The organism is Paenibacillus dendritiformis (assembly GCF_015845845.1).
Taxonomy (GTDB): domain Bacteria; phylum Bacillota; class Bacilli; order Paenibacillales; family Paenibacillaceae; genus Paenibacillus_B; species Paenibacillus_B dendritiformis_C.
This window is the reverse complement of the sequence record NZ_LDIG01000104.1, coordinates 1-23,462: the sequence shown is the minus strand read 5'-3', so window position 1 is coordinate 23,462 and position 23,462 is coordinate 1. Positions and strand designations below refer to the sequence as shown.

Below are 23,462 nucleotides of genomic sequence, written 5' to 3'. Positions count from 1 at the left end.
TTTTTAGAGCCGGAAACGTTTCTTCGACAAACTGTTGTTGTTTAACAGGGTCTGCAGCGGCAAGCGTATACGTCGGTTTCGTATAGCTCATGCCCATATGTTCCATCATCTTCGAAACGCCGCGCAGCGAATAGGTACATCCATACGTACGCTCAATGTAGTCTGCTATCAGTTGCAACGTCCAATTGAATTTGGCGGTGAATCCAACGTCTGCTGGCACCTGGTTCACAATGACTTGCTTCAATGCGTCCCGCTGTTCTTTCGTCAGGCGTGGGGATCGCCCGGGAGAGAATTGCATGGCCAAGCCCGACAACCCTTCTTTTTCATAGGCGCGGATGTAAAGGCGAATAGTTTTCTCCGAACGACAGATGATCGTGGCAATCTCGCGTACAGACTTGCCCATTAATCGTAAACGTACGGTTTGAAGTCGCTCGTACATGCGGCGATCCTTCGTCGTTCTTATTCGTTCTTCAACTGCAGCCAGCGCTTCCTTGTTATCCATCTCATTCACCGCCTCATTCAGGGTATTTCTGAATTCGACAATGATGGGACAAAACCCTCCTGTTATGGAAGTTCAATAGTTTATTCTATATAGTTAGGTTGTTACTGGTTAGGTTGTTACTAGCTAGGTTGTTACCAGGTTGCTGCGACATCGGTACGAGGTTGGTGTAGAGGTTTTAATATAGGGCATCCCTATGTAGAGTCTTGCCGCGCGGCCATTAGCTGAGCCGATGGGAGAGTGGCGAAAAGAACCTGAAACGAAGTCCCATCGAAGGACAAACGAAGCCCAAATGAAGCCCAAACGAATGATAAACACTTGACAAGTGAAGGGGAAACGAAGAGCTGAGTTCGTCGGCATACTCCCCCTGGTGCGAGTCTCTTCCTTTACGTAAAAGAGCCGCCAACCCCGGAGTCATGCCCAGGGTCGGCAGCCTATGCGCTCTTTAGGAAAAGTGGATCCAATCGATGTCCGCAATTCCCGTATCCCGGATTTGCCAACGGCGGATATTCGGGTTTTGGAAGGTGATATACAGCGTCTGTCGTCCGGTAAGCCGCTGGGCCAATTCCATCGAGTAGTTATGATAGAATGGCGCCAGCTTCCCGTCCTTCAATGGTAGCTCCATATCCGCAACCAGCGGGCCCTCCGCATCGCCGATATGAATCAGCATCCTTGTCTCTTCCGTCAATACGGCAGCGCGAACGGTAAGGCGGGTCACGCCTTCCGCGCCGAAATCGACATCATCGAACGCCATCCAGTTGGCGAAATGCAAATCGCGCACATGCACATATGCGCCTGGCACAAACAGTCCGTTCGAACGGTCGTATTGCTCCGCTTCCAGCGTGACGCCGCCTTCCGGGGCCGCCTCTGGCAAGACGACACTCACTTTTATCTCCAGCGATGGGCCCTCTTGGCCTGCCAGCTTGCCTGTAGCCGCCGTGACGATCGCCTCGCCCGGTGCCATGGCCGTAATCTGGCCACGCTCGTTGACGGTGACGGCACATTCATTGCTGGAGGTCCATGTCAGTGACAGATTATCCGCCCACGCTGGCTCGACGCGGATATTTAAATATCGGCTCCACCCTGGCTCTAGCACGATATCCTCTTCCATATTGAATTGAGGCTGCAGGCTCTCAGCCGGGAACGGCCCAGCCTGGGCATCGACGGCTTCACCATCTCCCCACGACCATACGGCGACGGCCGGCGGTCCTGCAACTCCTTCCTTGTTCACGGCTACCGCTTCGAGGGTAAGCTCGCTCTCTCCGAGCCGCTCGACGGATTTGACATAGAACACGTCATCGAAAATTCTGCCTATCGCTTCCCGCTTCCCATTCTTCACCCGATACAAGTCGTAATACCATAAGTTATCGATAACACCGTCATCGGCAAATTGCCAGGACAAGATAAGGGAAGCTTGCTCCTCGCTAAAGTAAGCATGTTCTACTTGAAACCCGGTTGGGGCAGCCAGCACAGGCATCCTTGCCGCTTCCTCGATCAGCTTCAATTCACCCAAGTTGACCTTGACCGCAACGCTCTTCTCCGCTTCGGATGAGATGCGGATGCCGATAGCGGCGATCCGGCGCTTCGTTCCTCCAGCAAGATGCATTGCAAGCGTCGTCCAGTCTGTACCAGGTACCGCATCGAAAGACCGTACTTCCGGCGTTTCCGGCTGGTCCTGATAGTATAAGAGCATTTGCAGTTGCAGCAGAGCGGAGTCCCGATCGCCAGCTTGCATATAATTCCCGGCAAACGACCAGTCAAGCTTGCAGGTTAGCGATAACAACACGTCCGTATCTGTCGGCAAATCCGTCTTGAACAGACGAATGTCTGTGATGCTTCCCGGTTCCAGCAATCCTTCCGCTTTAATGGACGATCCGCCGTTCCAGGCCGTGCTGTAATCATAATCTGCGGCAAGCCGAGTCCCTTCGGAATCAACCCACCATTGCCAAGTCGGAAGCAATTCTTGAGCGCTTACGTTGTTCCAGCCTTTGCGGCTTGCCACCTCTCCGTTCAAGAAGAACGCGAGCCCGTGCCCGTTGTTGAAGCGCGTCACAAACGGATACGAACCGATGACCGAGCGCTCCGGTATAAAATGCGCCAGGCCGTCCCAGCTTTCTCCTTCCGAGCCGATGCCGCGTCCGCTTTGTGCAGGATTGCCTTTGGCGCCGGACCAATAAATACGCTCGCGGTGCTCGATATATTGCTGCATCTTCGGATCCGACGGATTCGGTCCGCGGTGCCATACCATATCGGTGCCGAACAACGCTACGCTTGTGCGCGGAGTGCGCGCCTCGTCATCACGGAAAATCGATTTCAGCTCATTGCCGCGTTCGAAGCGAAATTTGTCATTTTCCACCCCGGCATAGAGCGCTTCGTACGGATCCAGTCCAATCTCTTTCGCGTATGCATTGCTGTTCTCCAGCCGTTCCGGCGTATACGCATAGTTAATGAATATGCTGTCGTTCGGCTGGCGGCCGTCGCGCTGGTCCAGAACCCATGGCGCATTCATCTCATTGAAGAAATTGATATATTGGAGTTCGCCATTTTGCGCCAGACTGTCGTACCAGCTCAAGTACAGCCCGCTCTCGCGCATGTATTTCAGCATCTTCATCAATTGGGCGGCATGTTCTTCACTGATGCTCGCCTCCTGGTTGACGAAGTAGCCGTCGAACCCGAAATACGCCGCCATCTCGATCATTTTGTCGGCGACCGGGAAGCGTCCCTCCTCCGTCTCCTCGACCAGCTCGCCAAAATCGGTGTCGCGCGGCCAGAACCAGCCGCCCAGGCTGATGACTCCGTTGCGGTGCGCGGCATCGGTATACGCCGGATTCGGAAGATTCACGACGCCGTATTGCCGCTCCTCCTCCGGTGAACCATATACCGGCAGTCCATGCCATGCCGCATAAATATCTTGGTACTGCCAGAACTTCAGGACGTTCCTGCTGAAGCTGTCATTATAGCGGTAGGCTCCGAACCACTCCTCCTTGTCGTAATCGGCGGACAAGTTCATCACCTTCGCCTGATACGTCAGCGCCGGATGCGCTTGGGTCGGGGCGAACGGTGCTATCCGCTTCGCGAGCGGCACCCGTGAGCGAAAAAAGCGGGCATACGGATCCGTGTCGGGTGACCACGCTTTCAATTCCTTGGCATTGTAGCCGTGGAGGTAGGGCTGCCCCGGCCCTCTCGGGGTCTCCCGGGCCGCTGACCAATCTTCCAGTACATGCTGCTTGTCATTGCTGCTGCGTGATGAATTTTCTGCACTCATCGCACTGCACCTCTCTTTCATCCATCGCCTTGAATATTTATATGGAAAGGCTTCCACCGACTATCCTATCAGAAATTGCGCCCAGGGGGAACCTCGAATCGAACCTCCCGATCCAAAAGGAAAGTCATATATTAGGAACATCCGTTTCCAGAGACCTTCGAACCACAACTTTTTATTTACTCCTTGTAAAATGACAACACAAAATCTTATTATTATAGTTAACGATATCAAAAAAAGTTTATATTTTTATTCAATTAAATCCTTTTTTTATGTTTTCCAGTATCTTTTGGCTTATTTGGTTCAGAAATTGTTCATTCTTAACATCTACAATTAGGTATAAATACATAGTCAAAAGGGGAGGTACTCATGGGCAGACCTAGAATGGCAACACAACGACTGTGCAGCGAAGAAGGCTGCAAGGAACGTCACTATGCGAAAAATTTGTGCAAGCGCCATTATCATCAAAAGAGACGGGCCGCGCAAAAAAAGAAAAGTGATGAGATCTCTGTAACTCCTGACCTTGAGCGAATCGTTCAATTGCGTTGATAAAACAGCTTGGGGGCTGCCTTAAGGTCAATCAGACCTCATCGTCAGCCCCCTGCTTAGTTCTCTGTCTCGCACGGAACGCAAAATTTGACGCATGTCCCCTCCATCGGGGCGCTGCGAACCGAAATGCCCCGGCCGAACAGCTGCCGCAATCGGTAGTCAATATTTTTGAGCCCGATTCCGCCGGTGGCGCTCTTCGCCAGCAGCTGCTCCTGCCGCTCGGCTGTGATGCCGACCCCATCATCGCAGACCTCGATGCAATAATGCTGGTCCTCCATATAGACGCGAATATGGATCGTGCCGCCTTCCATCCGTTTCATAATTCCATGGTGCACGGCGTTCTCCACGATCGGCTGGATGGATAACGGCGGAATGCGCAGCCGATGCGACTCAGGCAGCTCAATCGTAAATTGAAGCCGATCCCCGAACCTGATCTTTTCTATGTATAAATAAGAACGTACCAGTTGAAGCTCTCGTTCGAGCGGGACCAATGGCTCCACATTATCGAAGCGGAAGCTCTGCCGCAAATAATTGCTGAATTCGACAAGCAGCTCGCGCATCTGCTCCGGATCGTCCTCACTGAGCGAGACGAGCGAATTCAACGTGTTGAAGATAAAATGGGGCTTGATTTGAGCCTGTAAAAAAGCCATTTCCATACGGAAGCGTTCATTCGCCGAATGCTTCATCAGAAGCAGCGTCCGCACGCGGGCCCGCAGCTCGGCAGAGTCGATCGGCTTCGCCACAAAGTCATTCGCACCCGCCGAATAGGCGGCGAGCGCATCATCGGTCCGTCCCCGTCCCGTCAACATCAGAACCGGCAGCTCGAACAAGGAATGCATCTCCCGTATGCGCCGGCATACTTCCAAGCCCGACATGCCGGAGATCATCAGATTGAGCAATACCAAATCCCAGTTCCGGAAGTGCCGAATCTGCAATAATGCCTCTTCCCCGCTGGAAACCGAGGTAAGCCGGAAGCGATCAGGAGAGAGCAGATTTTCCAATACCTTCTGATGAATCGGATCATCGTCGACGATAAGAATGCAGGCCTCCCCAATCTCGTCGACCGTAAAAGAAGGAGAAGGCGCATCGAACACGATCTCTTCCGCAATCTCCCAGCCGAATTGCTCCTGATATTCCAGCGGCATCCGCACGGGAACCGCCGCCTTGCCGTCCTCCTTCCTCATAAGTTCCCCCTCATCCCCCTGCTGTTGTTCAGCGATTGGCAGACGGAAATAGAACGTTGAGCCGCGGCCAATGTCTGAAGTCACGCCAATGGTTCCGCCATGAAGCTCCACCAGCCGCTTCGTGACATTCAGACCGAGCCTTCGGTCGAAAAAAGAAGAACGATGCGGCACATCCTGTTCATACGCATCGAAGATGCCCTCCATCTCCGCTTGCGTCATTCCGCCTCCCGAATCCGAGATACGAACCTCCACTGCTTCGTCCAATGCCAGGGCCGATACCGTCACTGTGCCCTTCTTCGTATTCTTCACCGCATTATGCAGCAGCTGAGACATAATCTGCATCAATCGCTGCTCATCAGCCAGCACCGGCGGCAGATCGTCATCCAGCTTGTTGCGTATTTCAATGTCGCGAGGCATTGTAATATAGCGGGTAATCTCTATCACAGCGGTGACGGTTCTCCTCAGATCAAGTTCTTTCACATGGATGAGCATCCTTCCTTCCTTCAAATCTGACCAATCCTGAAGATCGCTAACCAATCTGGTCATATGCTTGGCGACAAATACAACGATATGCAAATCTTCCTCTTGCTTGACCGACAGGTTGCCGCGGTTGCCTTCGAGCAGAGATTGGGCCAAATTCGTAATCGCAAGCAGCGGCGTCTTCAATTCCTTGGCTGTCGCTGCCATAAATTCTTCATTCGAGCGCCTATGGTTCGACAGGGCATTGGCCAATTCCTTCTCTCTGCGATAGGCAATGTAGTGCTGTCTTGCCTGGAGGAAGACAAGCACGCAAATAAAGATGATAAAGTTGAAGTACCACAGCCGAAGCGATTCATGTACGCCAAATACTCCACCGTATACCGCAATCCCTCCCGCCACGAAACCGATCGTCAGCAGAAAGGGATACGACTTTCCGGCAACCATCGAACGGCGGACCAGCCTATAAAAAAGATAGAGATATAAGGCTAAAAATATTCCATGCGTTACCGCAGAAACGGCGAAGATGCAAGGCGTATTCTTCACCAGCAAAACGGCGACGGTTCCCAGCATAGAGACATATGCCGCGAGTCGGGCTATCTGCGGATGAACATAGCATTGCCGCCTTCGCGACCCATACAGCAGCAGGAACAGGTTCATGCCGATCGACGCCAATGTCATCAGCTTGTAGCGCCAATAGAAGGACAGCATCGGCAACAGCATCGCTCCCCATCTTTCTCCGAAAATGAGAACGAACAGGATCGCGGACAAGCAAAAAAGAACAAAATATTGCCACCCGGGCTGCGGCAATCGGAACAGAAAGATAAGTATCGTATGAAGAGCGCCCAGCAATAAGGTCAGCAGAATGCCCATTTCCAGCATGAGCTCAAGGTTCCGTTCCAAGTTCACTTGCTGCGGCAGTCCAAACGATATCGGCCGGGTGATGGCCCCTTGCCAGACGGAGTCTGGCCGGTCGATCTGGATCATCAGATCGATGACCTTGCTATTCGTATGCGCATAGGCAACATAGGAGGTGTTGTATGGCGTATTTGAATGGAAATCGTCCGGGGAGGGCCCGCTGCTGCCAATGCGCAGGCCATTGACGATCATGCTGTGGGAACTCATAATGGATTTCACATAAAAAGAAAATATCTGTTCCGCGCTGTTGTCAAGCATAATTCGCAATCGGTACGTGCCGTATGTAGAGAAAGGCCGGGGTCCCGTCCATGCGCTGTCGATCCTCCAGGGGCACGGCACTTGGATGAAGACGGGCTTGGCGCCGAGGGCCTCAATCTGGGAAGCGTTCGAAAATATCCTGTCCGGATAAAATTCCCATTCCCCCTTCAATTTGACGAGGCCCACTTGTTCCCATCCGCTGCCGCGCAGATCGAGCACCCCCTGCACCGGCTTCGGTAGCGCCCCGCATTCCCGAAAAAAACCGCCGGCCAACACAACATACAGAATGGTCACGAGTGCAAAGACGAGTCGAACAACATATCGTTTTGCCATTTGCCCAATCTCCCTACTGTAGTGAAAGCTGCATTTTGGCGGTATCCTGAGAGCCGCAGCGGAGCTTGCTTCGTTTGATTCGCATCATATGTCTGTCCGCCATCTCCACAATATCGCTTAATAATGTTCCCTCCTCCGGATATACCGCATAGCCATAAGATACCGCAAATGGAACCGCGGCCTGCTGTGCAGTCAAGGCCAGCTTGTTCATGGTGCGGCTGCGGATGCTGCGCAGCTCGCGCCGGTCGGAGCAGGGCACCATGAACAGAAATTCATCGCCTCCCCACCGGACGAGCGCAGTCTCGCTGCCGTAAGTATTCAACAGCACGGCCGCTATGAGCCGCAGCACCCGATCCCCCGCATTGTGGCCATACGTGTCATTAATTTCCTTGAACCGATCCACGTCGAAGAAAAAGACGGCGGTTTTTTGTCCATTTTTGCGGTGCTTGCCAGCCAGCCTCTGAAATATTACATCGGCACTTCTTCGGTTATACGCCAATGTCAAGGGGTCGATCTCCGATTCATACTTCACGACATCATACATTTTGCCGCATCGCCAGGATACGCCAAGCATCATAATGGTGAGCACGGCCAACATCGGATTCATCATTTTTGCCGACATGAGGTATGCGATGAGCACGGCCCATCCGCACAGCGTCATGGCAGTCACAATTATTCTGCCCGTATATTTCATGTTGATTGGTTTTCACTCCCACATGATTTGGATTTTTTACCTAAAATTTCGACTTTTTCTCATAAACATCGACTATTCTATGATGGCCTTCTGAACAAATACTGAATCGTCTTCCCAAGAAAAATAACCGCCGCGGAAGCAGAATCCACGACGGTCGGCGCGATTAAATGCTGTTTTTCCATTCCATGTACCAAGCAAATACTTCCCTGCTGGGTTCAATGCCTAATTCTCCTTTTAAATTGTGGCTTAGCAGTTGAAATTGCTTGATGACTTCCCCGTAGTTGCCCAACTGCGCATGAATTTTCATCAGTCCGAAATAGCTGTCCTCGGTATACGGATACTTCTCCTGGATCTGCTTGTAAAGGGGCATCGCTTCCGTGTATGCGTTCATCCGCATCAAGCATTCGGCCACCTGCTTCGCGTGATTGAACCAGATCAACCGAAGCCTCTCCTGTTCGCCTTCCGCCCACAAATATTGATGCTCCGCCAAATAATCGCCTCGATAGGCGTTCAGCAGCTTCTGATGCTCCTGGATCGTCTCGGGAGACACCTGCGGGGCCAGACGCATCGCCTTCTCCCATTCCTCCTTGTCCAGCTTCATGCCGCCCAATTCGAGCCGGTACCCCTCATCCATATATTTGATGTGGATACGCAATGCCCTCTGCTTAATGACCTGCCTAATCTGGTAAATCGTCGTATGTAAATGGGCTGATGACTTTTCAATGCGGTAATTCGGCCACAGCAAATCCAAAATCGTATCTTTGCGAAGCGTCTGCTCCCGATGATGAAGCAGATAGGCGAATAGCTCCTGCGCTTTGACCGTCCGCCAATGAAAAGTCTTCAGTTCCTGTTGGGGAGTAATATAATGCAGATAGGACAATGTGCACAGCATCCCCTCAAGCTGGCTGTGCTTCCCTGCGTCGTTGGTTTGCGCCGGCTTGGCCAGCCGCTTCAGCGTCTTCTCGATCCGGGTCCGCTGCACCGGCTTCAATAAATAGTCTAACGCATTCAGCTCGAATGCCTCAACCGCATATTCGTTATACGCCGTCACAAATACAATATGTAGGTGGGGTTGAATGCGCAACAGACGTTCCGCCAGTTCCATTCCATCCATTTCCGGCATCTCGATATCCAGGAAGACAAGATGAATCGTCTCCCGCTCCGCCGCTTTCAATGCCAGATGCGGATTTTGAAATGAACCGACAATTTCAATAGGCACTTCCTTTCCATCCTGCTCATTCAATAGTTTTTCCATACGTCGCAGCGCTAGCATTTCATCATCGACAAGGATCGCTTTCATATTCCTTCCCCCTTGCAATCTTGACCGCAGCGGCCTCCCCCTCATCCATCGGACACGCCGGAATCATGCATGTCCCCCTGGCGGAACGGCCAGGCCCGTCCCTTCCTGTCTCCGCATCGATAATGCCGAAGCGCCTCACGCAGCCTGCTGCTCCTCCCATGGATCTCGCCACTCGACCATACGGTCATCTTCACTATAAAGGGACGGGGGAGAAAAAGAAACAACCTGCGCCTTTTGCTTCAGACCTGAGACCTAATTCGAAAGGCACGAACGCTTTCATCTTAGTCAAATATACTAAACAATAACTGAACAAAGGGATAATCATAAAAAACGCTGCGGAGAGCTGCCTCCAACGCGCCATCAAGGGGATGATAACATTCATGCGTATCTTGATCGGCAGTCCCGTGCATCAGAAGCCGGCCATTCTCCGGCTCTTCCTGCGGAGCCTGGAGAACCTCGACTGCCCCGGCGCAGAGCTTCACTATGCGTTCATCGATGACAACAGCGCAACGGAATCGAGCGATCTCCTGCGGGAATTTCTCAACCGCCAGGCAGCGCCGGCTCATTCCGTTATCCCGGGTCGACAGTCCCAGCCATACCCGCGCGACGATATTACGCATTACTGGAATGACGACTTAATCTGGAAGGCAGCCGCCTATAAAAACCAGCTCATCTCCGCTGCCCGCGATTAAGGATTCGACGCCCTGTTCCTGGTCGATTCCGATCTTCTCCTTCACCCTCACACGCTGACGCGTCTAATCGAGGCGAACGTCGATATCGTGTCGGAGTTCTTTTGGACGCGCTGGCGGTCGGACGACCCTTTACAGCCCCAAGTATGGCTCAGTGACGAGTACAACCTGTACGAGCGCCGAAGCGTTGAGCATCTCACGCCGGAGCAGCAGCAGGAGCGCGAGCGGACCTTCCTGGAGCAGTTGTGCGCCCGGGCCTGTATCGGGTCGGCGGCCTCGGCGCCTGCACGCTCATCCGCTCCGCCTCGTGCGTAATGACGCCTCTCGCTTCAGCGACGAGATCAGCCTCCGCCGAGCAGCAGTGGAACGAGACGGTGGCCCTCGCGCCGGATTGGATTCTCAACCTGGACGCCGACGAGACGTTCGAGCACCGCTTCGGGGAAGTCCTTCGTCCGTGCCTCGCCCACCCCGAGGGAGACGTCTATTGCTTCCGGCTCTATGACATGTGGTCGTCCACCCACGACCGCGAAGATGATTACTGGCACGCCCACCGCTATTACCGGCGGTTCCTTGTCCGGTACCGGGCCCATTTCGCCTATACATGGAAGGAACAGGCGCTGCATTGCGGCCGCACCCGAACAATCTGTTCGCCCTGCCCTACTGCGCAGTGAATTCCGCATCCAGCACGGGGCCTGGCACACCCCGGACCTCCGCAAGGAAAAATACGCGCGCTATCGCCGACTTGATCCCGACGCCCGCTTCGGTTGGAAGGAGCAGTACGAGTCGATCCTCGATCCGGCGCCGACGCTCGTTCTATGGCGGGACTACGAGTAAGCCGTTAAGACGCCAAGACGCCGGGAAGCCGCACTCTGCAACGCAGCGCCCCCCCCCCGCGCCGGCAGGAACGCCGCTCATGACGAAGCCCGTCCGGATCAGGACGGGCTTCGGTCTTCTTCGCGCGCCAAGCGCAGCACGCGCTCAATAAACGGCGCCTTCCGCCGCGTATACTCGACGCGATCATGCGGATGCTGGCTCGCCAACTCAAGCTTCAACTGCCTATATTGCTCCCGGATATCCGGGTGGGCCCTTAAATAATCCCGGAACAGCAAGTGCGCTTCCCAGTGGGGATCCCCATGCCGGTAAAGATGCAAATGATGCGTACCCGCCCGCCAGCGGCCGCGGCGGAAAAATCGGCGCTCCGGCCAGTCCGGCTTCGGCACATATTCGTAGCCAATCGCGGCCAGGCGCTCGATATGCCCCTCGGTCAACGCCTCCAGTCGATGAACGCCTGCCATAATATCAATGACCGGCTTCGCGCCCAGTCCGGGAACCGAGGTGCTGCCGATATGCTCCACCGCGGAGACGATATCCGAGAGCGCCTCCTGGATAGCCCGCTTCTCCTGCTCGTAGTCGCTTACCCAGCCCGGGTCATAGTCCGCGATGACGACCGATTCCATCGTTGTCCCCCCCTTGTCCGTTCTTTTATTTTACTGCAGCTATACTCCCGCTTGCAGCCTTACAGCGGAAATCGCTGCGGCGAAGGGGCCGCTTCCACATAGACCCGCTGGCTCGGCAGCGCGAGCGAGATTCCCTCTTCCTCGAGCACCTCCATAATCATCAGATTGATCTCTTCCTTGTGCTTCAAATACTCGGCCCATACCGTCGTCTTGGTGAAGTAATAGAAAAAGATCCCCAGACTGCTCTCGTTGAACTCGCTGAACCGGACCATGATGACGTCCGGATCTACCGCGTCGTTCTCCCGAAGGCGGGCGTCCATTTTGGCGATGGCCGCCCGCAGCCGCTCGCGATCGGAATCGAGCGCGACGCCCAAGGTGAACGTGACTCGCCGCTTGCCCATCCGGCTCCAATTCGTAATCGCCTGGCCCGCCAGCGTCGCATTCGGCACCGTGACGAGCGAATGGGCGAAGGTGCGGATTTTGGAGCTTCGGAACGTAATATCTTCGACCGTCCCTTCCACGCTCGGGGTCATAATCCAATCGCCCTTGGAGAAGGGCTTCTCTGTAATAATGACGATGCCGCCCAGAAAATTGCTGAGCGTATCCTGTGCGGCCAGCGCGATCGCCAGACTGCCCAGCCCAAGCCCCGCGACGACGCCGTTAATGCTGTAGCCCCACTCCGAGGCAATCATCGTAATGGCAATGACGATCACGAGGAAGCGCAGCACCTTGGACAAAAAAGGAATCAGCATGCTCGACTCATCGAGCCCGAGCCGCGCAGACAGCCCGCTGAACATGCTGGACGAGCGGGCCGCCATATGGTAGAGTCCCCAAGCGATGAGGACGATGAAGGCGTTGCGGTATATTTTGTCGATAGCGAGCAGCAAGGCTCCGCCTGGAGGAATGACCAATTTGCAGGCCAGATAGATGCCGATCAGGACGAAAAAACATTGCATCGGCTTCTCGAACGCCGTCAAGAAATGCGTGGCCCCCTTGGAGCGCGACAATCCGCGCATCAGCAAGGCGAACACATAGTTCGTGAACAGCTTGCGGAACAGCAAAAACAGCAGCAATACTCCGGCGGCGCTCAGCCACCGGCTCCAATCCGTTGACTCTAACATGCCAGGAATCCATTCATTAAGCAATTGGGTGACTCACCTCATTATCTTAAAGTTGGGTTCCATTATAACATTGACCTCTTGGATGGGAAAAGGGAATCCGCCGGCCCGTCCCGGGACGGCCAAGTCAAGCCTCGGCGGCCTCCCCGGTGCGCAACAAAGGAAGGCGGACCTCATAAGCGGCGCGCGGATAATGGCCGAATACGGCCACCGTTCCGCCATGCGAAGCCACGATGCCCCGGGCGTCCGCCCAACCGCCGCCAAGCCGTTCATTCTGCGCGGGCGGGCGGTCAGCCGACCGGCGCATGCCTTTCTCTCGGCGCGGCGCATCCGCCTCGGGAACGCCGTCGTTCCGAATATGCACGACGGCCTCCTCCTCCGCCTCGAACAGGCTGATTCGGATCGGCCCGGAAGGCCGGCCCCCACGCGCCGATTCGGCAATCAGCATCTCGAACGCTTCCATGAGCCGAGTCCCGTCCCCATATATCATCATCGGCTGTCCGCCGTGGTCTGCCCAGTCCAGCGCGATCGCGACCCCCGGCTGCTCCGGACGGGATTGATACTCTTCCGCGAGCTGCGTCAACAGCCGGCGCACATCGACGGGATGCCATGTTTCCCGTTCGGGAACCTGCGGCAGTCTCGCCAGCTCGAACCGCCGATCGACGGCCCGGCTCAAGCGCAGCGCCTTGTCGCGCGCAATCTGTATATAATGGCGCAGCTCCACTTCATCCCTATAGCCGTCTTCTGCGATAAGCTGCAAATAGCCCAGAATCGAAGTCAACGGCGTACGCACATCATGCGACAATTCGGTCATCAGGGTGTTCATCCGCTCGGCCGCAGCCTGCTCGTTCTCCCGGGCCGCAGACATCTGCCGCGACAGCCGATTAACGGCATCCGCCGCCTCGCCCAGCTCCGCCGCCGATCGCTTGACCGGAAGCGGCATCGCTTCTTCCCCATCGGAGAGACGGACGAGATTGTCCTTAATCTGCCCGTAATAGACCGCTTCGCCGCCGATCAGCCACAGAAGGCCCGCGATGAACAGCACCCCCGTCGCCAACAGAGCCATTCCTTCCAAATCCATGAGTGAAGACAATAACCGATACAGCGTCCACAGCGGCGGAATATCGACCGTATGCATAATGAATCGCAAGGCGGCCAACCCGCACATGGTGAGCGCAAAAGCGCCGAATAAGCAAATTCCAACGGTAAACATCAGCTTCCACAGGAAGCGGGTCTCGTCCGGGCGTGCTCCCGCTGGCCTTTCTGTCAAGCGGCCGGCTTCCCGGGCTTCCCGAGGCTGACGATCCCAGATCCGACTTCGTGCACTCCGATTCATAAGCTCCTCCCTTTCTCCATCGCCCGTTCCGAACAGGACAGATATCCTTCAGCAGCTGGAATATGATGACCAGTATAGCCGCCGCTGATGAACAGCCTGCTAACATTTCATGAAGAAAAGATGAAGAAGAGCTTAACAATTGTGATAGGTGGCAGGAACGCCTTCCTTCCCTGAAACGCCATAAAAGCCCCTGTCCTGCTCCATCGGGAGAGGACAAGGGGTTGCCGCGCTTCGGCAGATTCATGACCGCAGCACGGAACCCGGCTCGCTGTCAGGCCGGGACCGCTCTGCCGGGAAGCCGCTTGCCGTTCAGCTTCCCTGGAGGATGGGCAGCAGCTCATGGCGCTCCAGCAGCTGCAGCAGTTCCCGCCGCCGTTCCGAAGTCAAGGGCCGGGCCGGCGGCATGACATGGGCCGGAACATCAACGCCGGAGGCGCGGACCGCTTCCTTAATCGTATGAAAGAACGGGGCGTCTAACGGGTATACCTCCGTTACGATCCGGAACAGCTTGCGCTGAATATCGGCGACGGCCGCCAGATCGCGTCGGCGGTACGCCTCGTACAGCCCGCATGTGAGATGCGGCGCGAAGTTCGCGCTCGCCGGAACCGCGCCGTCGCCTCCGGCAATCAGCGTGTCGAGCAGAAGATGATCGTAGCCGGCGAACACCGCGAACTCGGGACGCTGCCTTTTCACCTCGCGGATCACCTCCAAAATCGGCTCGATCTGCTGCACCGTCTGCTTCACTCCGGCAATGTTCGGATAGGCTGCGGCCAAGGCCGCCACGATGGACGGCTTCACCTCTTGTCCGGTCAGGCCCGGATAATTGTAAATGTATATCGGCAGCGACACCGATTCGGCGATGTCGGCATATTGACGGTAGAGCTGCTCGTCGCTTAGCTTCACGGCGTACGGATTGAGGACGACGACCGCATCCGCGCCCGCCGACTCGGCGTGGCGGCTGAGCTCGATCGCCTCGTCCGTGCGGCTTGAGCCGGTTCCGATCAGAACCGGAAGGCGCCCATCCGTATGCCGAATCGCGAATTCAGCGACTTGCTTGCGCTGCCCAGCCGACATGTGAAAGAATTCACCCGCCGAGCCGAGAAAAAACAAGCCGTGAACGCCGACTTCCGTCAAAAAGTCAATCATCCGCCCCATGCCCGCGGTATCGAGCTGACCGTGCTCGTCGAATACCGTAATGACCGGCGGAATAATCCCATGCAATGCACTGCGCTGCTTCATGTCTATTCGCTCCTTCGTCTGCAGTAGATCTGCGTAGCTGGACAGGACGAGGCGGCCGGAATACGGCATGTACATCAGAGCCGGGAATAATAGGGTTACCGATAACAATCTTGGGCAAAAAAGTCTTTCTTCCCGCTCAGACTTCATGCCGACAGGCAGCTCCCATAGTCGGAATCCTGCACGCGGCGTGCGGGCCGACGCTGTCCCTTCTACATGTAACTGTAGCATAGCGGCCGCAATGATGCCCGATTACATTATGGACATCTGATGACATTCCCCGCGCGGATGCGGTCCGGAGGAGCTTCTCGCCCGACCGGGCGAGCGGCCCCCAACTCCTTCGCCGGCATCGGGGCTCGCCCCGCGATTCACGGCAGCAGCCGATCATCGAAGCGGCTCGGGGGCAGGCCGGCCCCTCCGGGCTCGACGCGGAACACGCCGCCCGCATAGGGCTGCTGCTCAAGCTGCTCCTCCTTCATCCCGGTACGCGCTGTCGTGACGTACAGTTCGCGGTACGAAGGGCCGCCGAAGCAGAGCGAAGTCGTGTGCGCCGCCGGAATCGGCACGGCCGCAAGCAACGCTCCCGTCTCCGGATTCCACCGCGTAATGCGGGCGCCTCCCCAATGGGCCACCCAGATCATTCCCTCCGCGTCGACCGTCATCCCGTCGGGAATCCCTTCTCCATCGGGGATGCGGATGACGGGACGGCGGTTGCCGAGTTCGCCCCGAGCCACATCATAGTCGAACGCGTCGACCCGCATTGTCGGGGTATCGATATAATACATCGTTCCGCCGTCCGGACTCCATCCCATTCCATTGGACAGCGTAATGCCTTCCAGCAGGGTGACGACCTTGCCATCCGGGTCCAGGCGGTACAGGGAAGCTTCCCCTTCTCCCTTGGACAGGCTCAGCTTTCCTTCGATCAGGCTTAGCGTTCCTGCTACCAGACGTCCCGCCGGATCGCATTTCGCGTCATTGAACCGCATCTGTCCCGTACGGAGAACCGGCTCGCCGATGCGGTCAACCTCCTTCGTATCCGGATCCCCCCTTTTCCACATCCTACCACAGATTGCCGTGTTCGTCCCGGTTTTCCCCCAACGCCAGCAGGGACGCGATCAACCATCACGTCCCTGTCCCTAAGCGATACTTCTGTGATTGTCCGGAAGATTATGCCTCCTGCTTACTTCGCGCAGGCGGTTGCCGGATTGCGGCCACCGTAATAGGCCGCGTACGTCTTATACCCGCCGCTCAGGTTCATGCTCTCGAAGCCGTGCTGGTCCAGAATGCGGGTCGCCAGATAGCCGCGCAGCCCGACCTGGCAGCTGACGATAATCGGCCGATCCCGCGGCAGCTCGTCCAGCCGGCTGCGGAGATCGCCCAGCGGAATATGGATCGAGCCTTCGATATAGCCCGCTTCCCGCTCCGCGGACTCCCGCACGTCAATGAGGCAGGCGCCCTCGCGCACCATCCGGTCAACCTGGTTGTAGTGGACGACCTTCACTTCGCCGTCAACCACATGGGAGGCGACATAGCCGAGCATATTGACCGGATCCTTCGCCGACGAATAGGGAGGCGCATAAGCCAATTCAAGATCGGGCAGGTCATGCACGGTCAGATTGCCCTTGATGGCGGTGGCCACTACGTCGATTCGCTTGTCCACGCCCTGCTTGCCGACGCCCTGAACCCCATAAATGGCACCGGTCTCCGGATGGAAGGTCAGCTTGAGCGAGATGGGAGACCCGCCAGGGTAGTATCCGGCATGGGAAGCCGGATGAATATGGACGGATTCATACGGAACGCCCAGCTTCTGCAGCGTCTTCGCATTGCTGCCCGCCACCGCGACCGTCAGGTCGAACACCTTCGCCACCGCGGTCCCGAGCGTGCCCCGGTATGGCCGGCCCTTCCCGTAGATGTTGTCCGCCACCAGTCTGCCCTGACGGTTCGCTGGCCAGGCGAGCGGCACCATCGCCGGCCTGCCGTGAATATAATCCTTCACTTCAATGGCGTCGCCGATGGCCCAAATATCGGGATCCTCCGTGCGCAAATATTCATCGACGAGAATGCCGCCTCTCTCGCCGATGGCCAATCCTGCGGAACGGGCGAGATCATTTTCCGGCCGGACACCGATAGACAGGATGGTCATATCCGTCGGCAGCACGCGCCCGCTGGCCAGGACGATGGAATGCCCCTCGTCCCGGAACGCGCTGACCCCGTCCCCCAATATGAGTTCGATCCCTTTGTCCCGCAGATGATGATGCACGATAGCCGCCATTTCCGGATCGAGCGGTGCCATGACTTGATCGGCCATTTCTACGACGGTCACCGCGATGCCGCGATGGGCCAGATTATCCGCCATCTCCAGGCCGATAAAGCCGCCGCCGACAATGACGGCCCGCTCCGGCGACGTCTCGTCCACATGCCGCTTAATCCGGTCCGTGTCCGGAATGCTTCGCAGCGTGAACGTCTGCTTCGCCTCGTTCAACCCTTCGCTCGGCGGAACGATAGGCTTCGCCCCCGGAGAGAGAATCAGCGTGTCATACGATTCCTCGTACTGCTCCCCCGTGTTGACGTTCCGAACGAAAACCCGATGACGCTCCCGATCAATGGCCGTCACTTCCTGCTCTGTCCGAATATCGAGCCGGAACCGCTTCGACATGCCTTGGGCGGTCTGCACGAGAAGAGACTGCCGCTTCGGAATGACGCCCCCAATATAGTAGGGAAGCCCGCAGTTCGCGTACGAAATATGCTCCCCTCGCTCGAACATGATGATCTCCGCGTGCTCATCCAGCCGACGCAGCCGTGCAGCCGCCGTCGCGCCGCCCGCAACTCCGCCTACAATCACAATTTTGCGCTGTTTCATCATCCATCCACTCCTTTTATACCCCATATGGTATATAAAAATATAAAAAAAGAGATTATTTCCGGGGTCCCGTCCACCGGTTCATGCCGCCGCGCACATTGACGACATCCGCATAACCATGCCGCCGCAGCAATCCTGCCGCCCGGGCGCTTCGCATCCCGCTCTGGCAGATGACGTACAGCTTCTTCCCCTGCGGGATGCCGCTCACCTTGGCGGCAAGCCCGGACAGAGGCCGGTTCAGCGCGGACGGAATATGGCCTTGGGCATACTCCCAAGGTTCGCGCACATCCACGATGACCGCGTCCTGCAGCGGCAGCAGCGCTTCCAGCTGCTGTGCCGTAATCGAAAAAGACTTGTTGGCCCGGGACTTGAAAAGCCATCCGAACATCGCGGCTCCTCCTTTATCGTTTTGCATACCCCCATGGGTATGTTACCATCATTCCCTCCCCCCGTCAATGCGGAAGCCCGGCTTGTTCCCCGCGGGCCTCCATCGAACACACAGCTTCAGGCGGGCCTTATCCGGCCCGCCCTTGCTTTATTTTTTGTCGAAATAGAAGTCCGGGTTCATATATACATAAGGATCCTGTGGCGCTTCGATGAGCCGAATGCCGCCGTTATCCGCTTCCAGCTTCATCACTTCCGTGTCCTCGTCCAGCTTCAGCTTCGACAGCGTGCCGGTCACTTCCACCCAGCTGTCATCGGCGAAGCGTGCCGCAGCGGGCACTTCGGTCATGATGCCGTACGGGAACGCATCGGCCGCGCAGCATTCCAGGGCGAAGCGCACGACGGCGAACCGGTTCTGCCCCATCCCCTCGCCCCGGTGAACGAAGCCCCGCAGCGTAATCTTCTTCCCTTGGAACTGTTCCTTATATAGATCAAGCGTCGTAATCGTCTCGATGAACAGCTTTTCTGGAATCTCAATTTTCTGATCGTCAATAAGCTTGGCCGCGTGTTTCGCATAGATCAGCGTGTACCGGTCATAAGGGAACCGGCCGTCCCACAGCATCTCTTCCTCCTGCTCGGCGGCCGGCCCGCCAGCCTCCGGCTCACCCGCTTCCTGCGGCGTCGCCCCGGGCTCATCCCCCATCACGGACGGAAGCTCCGACGAAGACGCTCCTTCCGCCAGGGCTCCGGGGGACCGTCCCGCTGTGCCGGGCATCCGATCCCGCTCCGGACCGCCTGTCCGCTCCTGTGCGATGGAATACTGAACGCCCTTCTTCTCCGCCATCGCGCTGCCGAGCGGGGAGACCGGCAGCAGCACGGCAGCCGCCAGGGGGAGCGCAAACACGAGGGGCCATCCCGCCTGCCTTCCGATGCGGAAGCCGCCCGGGTGATGATCGCAGCCGCAATCCGCATGCCCGGCCTCCTCCTCCGGCGAGAACAACAGGATCAGCGCCCGATATAGCTGGAAAGCGGCCAGCACATAGAGGGCGGCGGTTCCCCACTGCACCCAGATTTCCATGCGGGGGGCAATATAATAGTGCACCTTGTCTTGCCAAAACAGAGACAAAATGAATAAGGACCAGCCGAACATACTGACCGACTTCAGCAAGTAGACCAGCGCCTGCCGCCATGGGCGCTTCCGTACGGACATCCGAAATCACTCCTTATCGGGATAAAATTTGGCCTCAGGCCAGGCATACTAGCGCCGGCAGGTTTTTACAGGAACAGAGCTTGCCATATTAGCGAGCAGGCCAGCACCGTGACCGCGATCAAGAGACTGAGTCCGGCGACGAACCGCGCGCGGAAGACGCCGGACAGCATGAGCGAAGTCTTCAGATCCAGCATCGGCCCGAAGACGAGGAAGGTCAGCAGCGCCCCGGGCGCCAACAAGGAACTGAACGAAGCGGCGATGAACGCATCCGACGTCGAGCAGAGCGAGATAAGATAGGCGAAGCCCATCATGAACAGATGGGAGCCGACTCCTTCCGGCGCCGCCGCAGCCAGCCAATCCCGGCCGATGCCGCCCTGGATACATGCCGTGATGAACGCGCCCATTAACAAATACTTGCCCATATCGAGGAACTCGTCCCCCATATGATAGACGCTCGCTAGCAGCTTGGATGGCAGCGAGACCTTAGCCGGAAGCCGATGTGCGGCTTGATGCGGCACATGCCCCCCATGCCGGCAGCCTCCCGCATGCTCCTGATCTCCCGCGGCATCCTTGAGCGGATTCTTCTTCACAGCCGCATACAGCACGAGACCGATAACGACCGTGATCACGAACGCCAGCCCCATCCGGGAATAAGCCATCTCGGGCTGGCTGCGGAAAGCCATCGACGTCGAGGCGAACACGATCGGGTTAATTATCGGCGAGGCCAGTATGTACGTTACTCCGATGTAGACGGGCATTCCTTTCTGAATGAGCCGCCGCACGACAGGCACCATCCCGCATTCGCACAGTGGCAGGAGCACTCCGATTAGAGACGCCGCCACGACTCCGGCCAGCGGATGGCGCGGAATGCAACGCGCAATGAGCCCTTCCGGCACAAATTCATGCAAGATGGCCGAAACCGCAACGCCTAGCATAAGAAAGGGCAGCGCCTCAATGACCAGACTGATGCCGATTGTCGTTACGCCGCTCAGAAATTCCGGATCGACCGGAACAGATACGTCAGCCAGGCGCTGATTCGTGAACACAAGATACAGCATGGCCGCGCAGACAACCGTCACTGCATATGTGACATAACGGAACAGAACGTTCATCAATAGCTACCTCCTCTTTTCCCGCTTCTCTCCGGGACGGCGAAGGCCGAATGGAGAGCTTGTCCTATCCTATCCGGATTATTAGTAATTATTACGATTAATAAAAACAAAGTCAGCGTATCACGCTCCGCCCGCTCCGTCAAGCGCTTATCCGCTTTTTTTTGCAAAACATGAACATGATAACCCGCCGTCTCATCTCTCGGCAGGAGACAGTTCTTCCCGTTATGCTCATTCCTCAAGTCTCTAGTCCGGCTGCTAGTCAACATGGCGAAGAATCAGATATAAAATGATGCCAAGCGGACCAAGCAAAAAGACAACGATCGCCCACAGGCAGCATCTATTATTTTATGTGCTCCTATATGCGGATAGTGACAGAAATAGGGCTATGACAACGAAAAAGCCGACCTATAAGCAGCGTGCTTACAGGCCAGCCCTTCTAACCTTATTCTCTTTTTACTGTATCGTTCCACTGTTGCCTGTTATATCGAGGCGATAGAATTTGAAGTGGCGGTTCATTTCCCCTTCGATGGCCGGGCCGCCATTCTTTGTGAACGCATAATAGTTCGTCCCTGGCGTCCGCCGTACCAAATAACCGGTCAAATCGATGCCGAACAGCCTCTTCACGTCCGGGGCGGCGGCATCGAGAACTTGCTTGTCGCTAAATTCGCGGAAGATGTCTTCCGTGTCGTTCGTCCTCGTCTCTAATAGCCCCGACGCATATACAGAGAGAACCCGTCCGGAGGTATAACCGATCTCGACATGGAAGTCCTGCTCTCATCGTTGAATCTGTACACATCGCTTGCAGTGCCGTCGCGCCTGTCCGCTGCAAAGGATCGGCTTGCGTGAACGAGCGGCACGGGCTTGTCTAGCGTGACCAGGGCGGCTTCCTTGGCCGCCTCAAGCGCCTTCGCGTCAGCCTGGTCTATCGGAATCCCGTACCCCATGCTCGTGATGCGGTTGCCCACCATCTCGACGCTGAATTCCGGGCCTGACGTCATGCCGGACACGCCTTCGTATTGCTCCGCCAATGAGAGCCCGTAAGGGGGATCGCTCTCGATTACGGGGCAGCCAGCGCATTCGACGGACTTTAGAACTGATGATATCCGTTCACTTCGCCGGTTACGGCATTGAGCGAGATAAGAATACTTTTTTTGTTGCTATTATTCTTTGCCTCGAGTCTCCACTCCAGCTTATTATGCGAAGAGTACATCACTGCTTTCTTGATGGAAAAGGACTTGTTGCCCAGTACCTGCAGCAGACGCTCTCCTCCCTCTTTCACCGCCTGAGGCATATTCGCGTATGAGCAAGTGAAGTTAATCCCTGATACATTGCCGCCATCAAGAGTTACCTGTAAGGAATCCCCGCTCAAGGTGGTGAATACTTCGCGGTCTTTGTAATAGGTACGATGCGCTTGATCGAATGCGCCGTTCCATGCCGGCTCGATCTCCTTCACAGCCTTGGCAGCGGCCGACCTTAAGGCCTCGCAGACTTGCTCCGCCTTCGTATGCAGGACCGCCATCGATACTTCCCCGGTCTCCCCTTTCACCTGTGCCTGATTCCCTTCCTCGTCCGACAAGAAGTACAGCCCATCCGGTCCTGAGCTTACTCTCACCCACGACATTTTCGTATCCGGCGCACCGGACAGTTGCTGATAGACGCGATCCAGCTTTTGCAAGATCTCGTTGTTCAATTGCTCCGGCTTTATCTGCACATCCCCGTCCCTCTGCTCCGCCGCTGCAGGCGTAACCAGGGCGGCATACCGGCCCGTTGGCGCTGTCATGACCAGCATGCATAATACGGCCAGCATGGCGCTCATTTTTCGATAGGATGCCATCGTATGATTTCCTCCTCATTTATCTACCTACTTAATAGATTCATAAAACAAGGAAAAAGTTTGCTTGTGACCAAATTTTTCTTCGAATTGCTCCTTACGTTCTCATCCTGTTCACATTGCGTTCTCGTTATGTTCCCATGCCCCGGCCCTTTATGCCGCTATCCCATTCCATCAGTTAGCCTTTGCATCACTCTCCCTTTCCGTCAGCAAACCTTTATGTGACTATCCTATTCCGTAAGCAGGCCCTTGCATTGCTATCCTATCTCAGCAGCAGGGCCGTTTCCATCGCTATCCATTTCCATCAGCATCCCTTTACATCACTATCCTACTCCATCAGCATCCCTTTACGAGTGAAAGGGAGAGTGGAATAAAGAGCAGCGAAACGCCCCATCCGCCCGCAAAAAACAATCATGACCACCCGTCCAACGGGTGGTTTGCACTTGGGGTATAACCCCCTGTTGCCAAACTGCGCCTAAAGACGCTAGCCTGACAATTAAATTGTTCAGGCTCAGTGTAACTTGTCACTTTCACTTACCAGTTAAACTGGTTTACTTCTTCTTGCTACTGTTTCTGTTGAACGGATCTTCATACTCTTTCACACTCAGTTTATCAACTGCTTGGTCATGTGCTTCCTGTTCACGTATATATTTTGCGACAGTTGCTTCGTTTAAGCCTACTGTGCTGACGTAGTAGCCCTCCGCCCAAAATTTCCGATTGCCATATTTATACTTCAGGCTGGCATGCTTCTCGAA

The 23,462-nt window shown here is 56.0% G+C and carries 20 protein-coding genes; 3 read left to right on the top strand and 17 right to left on the bottom strand.

The window, feature by feature from the left end; genetic code table 11:
• From ABD76_RS08945 to ABD76_RS08925, 5 genes are all read right to left on the bottom strand, one after another.
• Positions 1–502 (bottom strand): IS630 family transposase (locus ABD76_RS08945; RefSeq protein WP_197256132.1); only part of this gene is annotated, 502 nt, incomplete at its 3' end.
• A gap of 442 nt (positions 503–944) precedes the next feature.
• Positions 945–3,764: an endo-beta-N-acetylglucosaminidase gene (locus ABD76_RS08940; RefSeq protein ID WP_197256130.1), complete on the bottom strand. Its 2,820-nt coding sequence runs from the start codon at positions 3,762–3,764 to the stop codon at positions 945–947.
• Positions 3,765–4,366: 602 nt separating this feature from the next.
• Positions 4,367–7,480: a hybrid sensor histidine kinase/response regulator gene (locus ABD76_RS08935; protein ID WP_197256128.1), complete on the bottom strand. Its 3,114-nt coding sequence runs from the start codon at positions 7,478–7,480 to the stop codon at positions 4,367–4,369.
• A gap of 13 nt (positions 7,481–7,493) precedes the next feature.
• A complete protein-coding gene (locus ABD76_RS08930; protein ID WP_242069473.1) occupies positions 7,494–8,141 on the bottom strand; it encodes a GGDEF domain-containing protein in 648 nt (215 codons plus the stop codon).
• 196 nt (positions 8,142–8,337) lie between these two features.
• Positions 8,338–9,474, bottom strand: a complete 1,137-nt coding sequence (locus ABD76_RS08925; protein WP_197256124.1) for a response regulator — start codon at positions 9,472–9,474, stop codon at positions 8,338–8,340.
• A gap of 380 nt (positions 9,475–9,854) precedes the next feature.
• Here ABD76_RS08925 and ABD76_RS29420 point away from each other — a divergent pair, with 380 nt between their 5' ends.
• The 3 genes from ABD76_RS29420 to ABD76_RS29410 all read left to right on the top strand — a co-directional run bounded on the left by ABD76_RS29420 (position 9,855) and on the right by ABD76_RS29410 (position 10,834).
• Entirely contained in the window at positions 9,855–10,166 is a 312-nt protein-coding gene (locus ABD76_RS29420; RefSeq protein WP_242069472.1) for a hypothetical protein, read from the top strand.
• Between the two features lie 87 nt (positions 10,167–10,253).
• On the top strand, positions 10,254–10,478 hold the full coding sequence (locus tag ABD76_RS29415) for a hypothetical protein (RefSeq protein ID WP_242069471.1): 225 nt from the start codon (positions 10,254–10,256) through the stop codon (positions 10,476–10,478).
• The gene (locus ABD76_RS29410; protein WP_242069470.1) at positions 10,478–10,834 is read left to right on the top strand and encodes a glycosyltransferase family protein; all 357 of its coding nucleotides are present in this window, start codon (positions 10,478–10,480) and stop codon (positions 10,832–10,834) included. Before ABD76_RS29415 ends, ABD76_RS29410 begins: the two co-directional genes overlap by 1 nt.
• A gap of 261 nt (positions 10,835–11,095) precedes the next feature.
• On the opposite strand, the gene ABD76_RS08915 is transcribed toward ABD76_RS29410, so the two are convergent.
• The 12 genes from ABD76_RS08915 to ABD76_RS08860 all read right to left on the bottom strand — a co-directional run.
• The gene (locus ABD76_RS08915) at positions 11,096–11,620 is read right to left on the bottom strand and encodes a GrpB family protein (protein WP_197256122.1); all 525 of its coding nucleotides are present in this window, start codon (positions 11,618–11,620) and stop codon (positions 11,096–11,098) included.
• 59 nt (positions 11,621–11,679) lie between these two features.
• Positions 11,680–12,741, bottom strand: a complete 1,062-nt coding sequence (locus tag ABD76_RS08910; RefSeq protein WP_242069469.1) for a mechanosensitive ion channel family protein — start codon at positions 12,739–12,741, stop codon at positions 11,680–11,682.
• Positions 12,742–12,865: 124 nt separating this feature from the next.
• Positions 12,866–14,074, bottom strand: coding sequence for a sensor histidine kinase (locus ABD76_RS08905; RefSeq protein ID WP_197256117.1), 1,209 nt, complete (start codon positions 14,072–14,074; stop codon positions 12,866–12,868).
• Between the two features lie 309 nt (positions 14,075–14,383).
• On the bottom strand, positions 14,384–15,313 hold the full coding sequence (locus ABD76_RS08900; protein ID WP_197256115.1) for a dihydrodipicolinate synthase family protein: 930 nt from the start codon (positions 15,311–15,313) through the stop codon (positions 14,384–14,386).
• Between the two features lie 365 nt (positions 15,314–15,678).
• On the bottom strand, positions 15,679–16,368 hold the full coding sequence (locus ABD76_RS08895) for an SMP-30/gluconolactonase/LRE family protein (protein ID WP_242069468.1): 690 nt from the start codon (positions 16,366–16,368) through the stop codon (positions 15,679–15,681).
• Between the two features lie 122 nt (positions 16,369–16,490).
• Positions 16,491–18,170, bottom strand: a complete 1,680-nt coding sequence (locus ABD76_RS08890; protein ID WP_197256113.1) for a CoA-disulfide reductase — start codon at positions 18,168–18,170, stop codon at positions 16,491–16,493.
• 55 nt (positions 18,171–18,225) lie between these two features.
• A complete protein-coding gene (locus tag ABD76_RS08885; protein ID WP_197256111.1) occupies positions 18,226–18,558 on the bottom strand; it encodes a rhodanese-like domain-containing protein in 333 nt (110 codons plus the stop codon).
• A 147-nt stretch (positions 18,559–18,705) separates the two neighbouring features.
• The gene (locus ABD76_RS08880) at positions 18,706–19,764 is read right to left on the bottom strand and encodes a TIGR03943 family putative permease subunit (RefSeq protein ID WP_197256109.1); all 1,059 of its coding nucleotides are present in this window, start codon (positions 19,762–19,764) and stop codon (positions 18,706–18,708) included.
• A gap of 65 nt (positions 19,765–19,829) precedes the next feature.
• Complete coding sequence (locus ABD76_RS08875) at positions 19,830–20,876, bottom strand: permease (RefSeq protein ID WP_197256107.1); 1,047 nt, start codon at positions 20,874–20,876, stop codon at positions 19,830–19,832.
• Between the two features lie 701 nt (positions 20,877–21,577).
• Complete coding sequence (locus ABD76_RS08870; protein ID WP_197256105.1) at positions 21,578–21,874, bottom strand: hypothetical protein; 297 nt, start codon at positions 21,872–21,874, stop codon at positions 21,578–21,580.
• A gap of 89 nt (positions 21,875–21,963) precedes the next feature.
• Entirely contained in the window at positions 21,964–22,710 is a 747-nt protein-coding gene (locus ABD76_RS08865; protein ID WP_197256103.1) for a hypothetical protein, read from the bottom strand.
• Between the two features lie 548 nt (positions 22,711–23,258).
• Positions 23,259–23,462, bottom strand: a 204-nt coding sequence (locus ABD76_RS08860; protein WP_197254502.1) for a transposase, incomplete at its 5' end; no start/stop codon positions are given.

Bases quoted from the DNA above. Each gene is read 5' to 3' on its own strand.
- ABD76_RS29420 (WP_242069472.1), top strand. From the start codon at position 9,855: ATGCGTATCTTGATCGGCAGTCCCGTGCATCAGAAGCCGGCCATTCTC.
- ABD76_RS08875 (WP_197256107.1), bottom strand. From the start codon at position 20,876: ATGAACGTTCTGTTCCGTTATGTCACATATGCAGTGACGGTTGTCTGC.
- ABD76_RS08905 (WP_197256117.1), bottom strand. From the start codon at position 14,074: ATGAATCGGAGTGCACGAAGTCGGATCTGGGATCGTCAGCCTCGGGAA.
- ABD76_RS29410 (WP_242069470.1), top strand. From the start codon at position 10,478: ATGACGCCTCTCGCTTCAGCGACGAGATCAGCCTCCGCCGAGCAGCAG.
- ABD76_RS08930 (WP_242069473.1), bottom strand. From the start codon at position 8,141: ATGACGCTGTGCGGATGGGCCGTGCTCATCGCATACCTCATGTCGGCA.
- ABD76_RS08935 (WP_197256128.1), bottom strand. From the start codon at position 7,480: ATGGCAAAACGATATGTTGTTCGACTCGTCTTTGCACTCGTGACCATT.
- ABD76_RS08940 (WP_197256130.1), bottom strand. From the start codon at position 3,764: ATGAGTGCAGAAAATTCATCACGCAGCAGCAATGACAAGCAGCATGTA.
- ABD76_RS08880 (WP_197256109.1), bottom strand. From the start codon at position 19,764: ATGTCCGTACGGAAGCGCCCATGGCGGCAGGCGCTGGTCTACTTGCTG.
- ABD76_RS08865 (WP_197256103.1), bottom strand. From the start codon at position 22,710: ATGGCATCCTATCGAAAAATGAGCGCCATGCTGGCCGTATTATGCATG.
- ABD76_RS08885 (WP_197256111.1), bottom strand. From the start codon at position 18,558: ATGTTCGGATGGCTTTTCAAGTCCCGGGCCAACAAGTCTTTTTCGATT.
- ABD76_RS08925 (WP_197256124.1), bottom strand. From the start codon at position 9,474: ATGAAAGCGATCCTTGTCGATGATGAAATGCTAGCGCTGCGACGTATG.
- ABD76_RS08900 (WP_197256115.1), bottom strand. From the start codon at position 15,313: ATGAAGCAGCGCAGTGCATTGCATGGGATTATTCCGCCGGTCATTACG.
- ABD76_RS08890 (WP_197256113.1), bottom strand. From the start codon at position 18,170: ATGAAACAGCGCAAAATTGTGATTGTAGGCGGAGTTGCGGGCGGCGCG.
- ABD76_RS08910 (WP_242069469.1), bottom strand. From the start codon at position 12,741: ATGTTAGAGTCAACGGATTGGAGCCGGTGGCTGAGCGCCGCCGGAGTA.
- ABD76_RS08895 (WP_242069468.1), bottom strand. From the start codon at position 16,368: ATGTGGAAAAGGGGGGATCCGGATACGAAGGAGGTTGACCGCATCGGC.
- ABD76_RS08915 (WP_197256122.1), bottom strand. From the start codon at position 11,620: ATGGAATCGGTCGTCATCGCGGACTATGACCCGGGCTGGGTAAGCGAC.
- ABD76_RS08870 (WP_197256105.1), bottom strand. From the start codon at position 21,874: ATGACGTCAGGCCCGGAATTCAGCGTCGAGATGGTGGGCAACCGCATC.